The sequence below is a fragment of the Oryzisolibacter propanilivorax genome (assembly GCF_900103645.1).
In the GTDB taxonomy this organism is placed as follows: Bacteria; Pseudomonadota; Gammaproteobacteria; order Burkholderiales; family Burkholderiaceae_C; genus Melaminivora; species Melaminivora propanilivorax.
The window spans coordinates 1-3204 of record NZ_FNHP01000019.1; the positions used below are offsets into that span (position 1 = coordinate 1).

Below are 3204 nucleotides of genomic sequence, written 5' to 3' on the forward strand. Positions count from 1 at the left end.
GGGGTCTCCTCGTTTTCAGTGCAATAAGTGACGGTACGCAAAGCTAGCACTGGCGCGGGGGTGGTCTGGGTAGACCGTTGATTTCATTGACTTTCCTGTTCGCTTTGTAAGCGGGTATGGTGGCCTCCCACTTTTGAGGTTCACGATGCAGGGTTGGCACACAACGTTTTTGGGGATGCGTGGGCTCCCCCGCGATATCAGCGACTTCGAGATGAAGGCATTTTTCACCTTCGATGGTGCCGAGCGCGACGCAATCAATGCACGCCGAGGTGATTCCCACAAGCTTGGTCTGGCGCTCCATATTGGTTTCCTGCGCATGAGTGGGCGTTTGCTCGGTGCCTTTCGGGTAATTCCAGTAGCCTTGTGGCGCCACCTTGGCAACGAGCTTGGCATTGCAGCACCAGAAGTCGCCTCGCTGAGAGCCATGTATGAACGCGGGCGCACGCTATTCGATCACCAACAAGTAGCCTGCACGGTCCTTGGATTCCAGTGGATGAGCGAGCACCAGCGCCGCTCACTGGTACGTGAACTGCGCGACGAAGTGGCGCGCTGCGCCGACCGCGATCAGCTACTCGTGCGGGCGCGTCAATGGCTGTACAAGAACAAGCTGGTGATCGTGCACGAGCGGGCAATTCGGACACTGATTGCGGCGGCACTTGCCCAGCTTGAAGTTGAAACAGGCACCGCCATCGCCGCCAGCGTTGATCCAGCAACACTTGATCGCTGGCGAGCCTCAGTTTCAGAGCTGCGCCCAGATGGACAAACCCAGCAGAGTTGGCTATGGGCTGCACCGGCGAAACACTCAACCCGCCAAATCAGCGAGGTACTGGAGCGCATCGACCTGCTTTACACGCTGGACGTTCATAAGCACCTGGCAGACATCCCCGATCTCATCTTGCGCCGCTACGCGCGCCGACTTGTCTCCAGGCCGCCCTCAGCCGGAGCCAAGATCAAAGAGCCAGCGCGCACCGTGGAGGTCGCATGCTTTCTTCGGTATTGCCTGTTCACCACCACAGACCAGTTGATCCTTATGGTGCAGCGCCGGATCGCCGATCTGTGGCGTCAGGCTGCCGCCGATGTCCCCGCTACCGTCAATTGGGCCGCAATGTACAAAACGCTGCTCGGCGAACTTGTTGCCTTGAGCGCGCAAGGTGCGGTGCCAGATGCTGAGTTGCGTGCCCGTCTTGAAGCCTTGATCACCGAAACCCAGAAACGCAAACCACCGAGCAGGGCCTCCCTGGTCCGCGAGGGATTGATTGATGGAATTCGCCCCGTGCGGTCGTTGCTCGTCGCCATTGCAAAGCTGCCCTGGCAGGCCACCGGCGAGCATCCTGCCATCGAGTACCTTGCCAAGCTGCAAGCTTTATATCTCAAAGGATCCAGAAAGCTGCCAGTTGAAGTGGTGGCACCAAGTCTGGGAATGATCTGGCAGGTTTCGATCTCCAGCCCAGACCGGGAACGGGCGTTTCAGGCGTTGGAGGTGGCCACCCTGTTTGCCCTGCGCCGCGCGGTGCGCAATGGCTCGGTCTGGATTGAGCACAGCCTGAGCTTTCGGGGTCGTGCGCGCTTGTTCTTCACGGACGAGCGTTGGCAGGCAGAGTCCAAGAAACACTATGCCCGTCTATCGTTACCCAGCAAGGCTGCCACTTTCTTGAAGCCTTTGCTGGCCAGAGTAACTGCCGGTGTCGATGCGGTGGCCGCTGCAGCCCGCAGTGGCGTACTGCGCGTGGATGATGAACTCCATTTGTCGCCATTGCCCGCAGAGGACGAAGACCCAGAAGTGACCAAGCTGCGCGCGGCTTTGGATCACCGCATCGGTGAGGTTCAATTGCCGGAAGTGATTCTGGCCGTTGACGCCCAGGTGCGCTTTAGCTGGATCATGCTCGGACGTGAGCCGCGCTCTACCGACGAGCTGCTGATGGTCTATGCCGGCATCATGGCCCACGGCACCAGTCTGACTGCGGTCGAATGCGCGCGCATGATTCCGCAATTGTCTGCCACCAGCATTCGCCAGGCCATGCGCTGGGCGCGGGACGAACGGCGTCTGAGCCAGGCCTGCCAGGCTGTGCTGGAATTCATGCAGCGACACCCGATTGCCGCCACCTGGGGGCGGTCCGATTTGGCATCTTCTGACATGATGACCATGGAGACCACCAAACGGGTGTGGCAAGCCCGGCTTGATCCTCGGCGCAACACACCTTCCATTGGAATCTACTCCCATGTAAAAGACCGGTGGGGCATCTTCCATGCGCAGCCCTTTGTGCTCAATGAGCGCCAGGCGGGCGTGGCCATTGAAGGTGTCATCCGCCAAGAAAAGCTGGAGACCAGCCAGCTTGCTGTGGATACCCATGGCTACACCGACTTTGCCATGTCACATGCCCGTTTGCTTGGTTTTGATCTTTGCCCGCGGTTGAAGGAACTCAAACAGCGCCACCTCTTTGTGCCACGCGGCACCAAAGTGCCCGCAGAAATCGCTGCGGTGTGCGAAGCCAATGTCGACGTCGCTTTGATCGAAAAGCATTGGGATAGTCTGGTGCACCTGGCAGCCTCGGTCATGAGCGGACATGCCAGTGCGGTGGCAGCTCTTGCGCGGTTCGGTTCTGCCGCCCAGGGCGATCCAATCTATGAGGCTGGCGTGCAATTGGGGCGGTTGCTGCGTACGGCGTTTTTGGCTGACTACTTTGTCAAGGACGCTTTCAGGAACGAGTTGCGCCGGGTGCTCAATCGGGGCGAGGCTGTTAACGCCCTCAAGCGCGCCATTTATACCGGCCGGATCAGCCCGGCGCAGGCCAAACGTGTCGATGAAATGCAGGCTGTGGCCGATGCGTTGAGCCTGATGGCCAACATCGTGATGGCGTGGAATACCTCACAGATGCAGGCGGTCCTGGATCGCTGGTCGAACCGCCGCCAGGTCATTCCACCGGAACTGATCGGGAAGATTGCGCCCACCAGGCTGGAGAGCATCAACTTGCGGGGTGTGTTTCGCTTCCCGGTTGACCGCTATGCTGACCAAATCCTGCCTTCGCGGCCAAATGCATCGATAACTGGCACCAATGGATGAAACCGACCACGGTTTGACGCCACGAATCGCAGATTTGAAAGTGAACAGGAAAGTCAATGAAATCAACGATCTACCAACACCACCTCCGCGCCAGTGCTAGCTTTTCGTACCGTCACTTATTGCACTGAAAACGAGGAGACCCC

The 3204-nt window shown here is 59.0% G+C and carries 1 protein-coding gene; it reads left to right on the forward strand.

The window, feature by feature from the left end:
- Positions 1-145: 145 nt before the first annotated feature.
- Positions 146-3061 (forward strand): Tn3-like element IS1071 family transposase, encoded by a 2916-nt coding sequence (locus tag BLQ61_RS17085; protein ID WP_003158660.1) that lies wholly within the window; start codon positions 146-148, stop codon positions 3059-3061.
- The last annotated feature ends 143 nt before the right edge of the window (positions 3062-3204 follow it).

Excerpts from the sequence above, each read along its gene's own strand:
- BLQ61_RS17085 (WP_003158660.1), top strand. The coding sequence starts at position 146 with ATGCAGGGTTGGCACACAACGTTTTTGGGGATGCGTGGGCTCCCCCGC.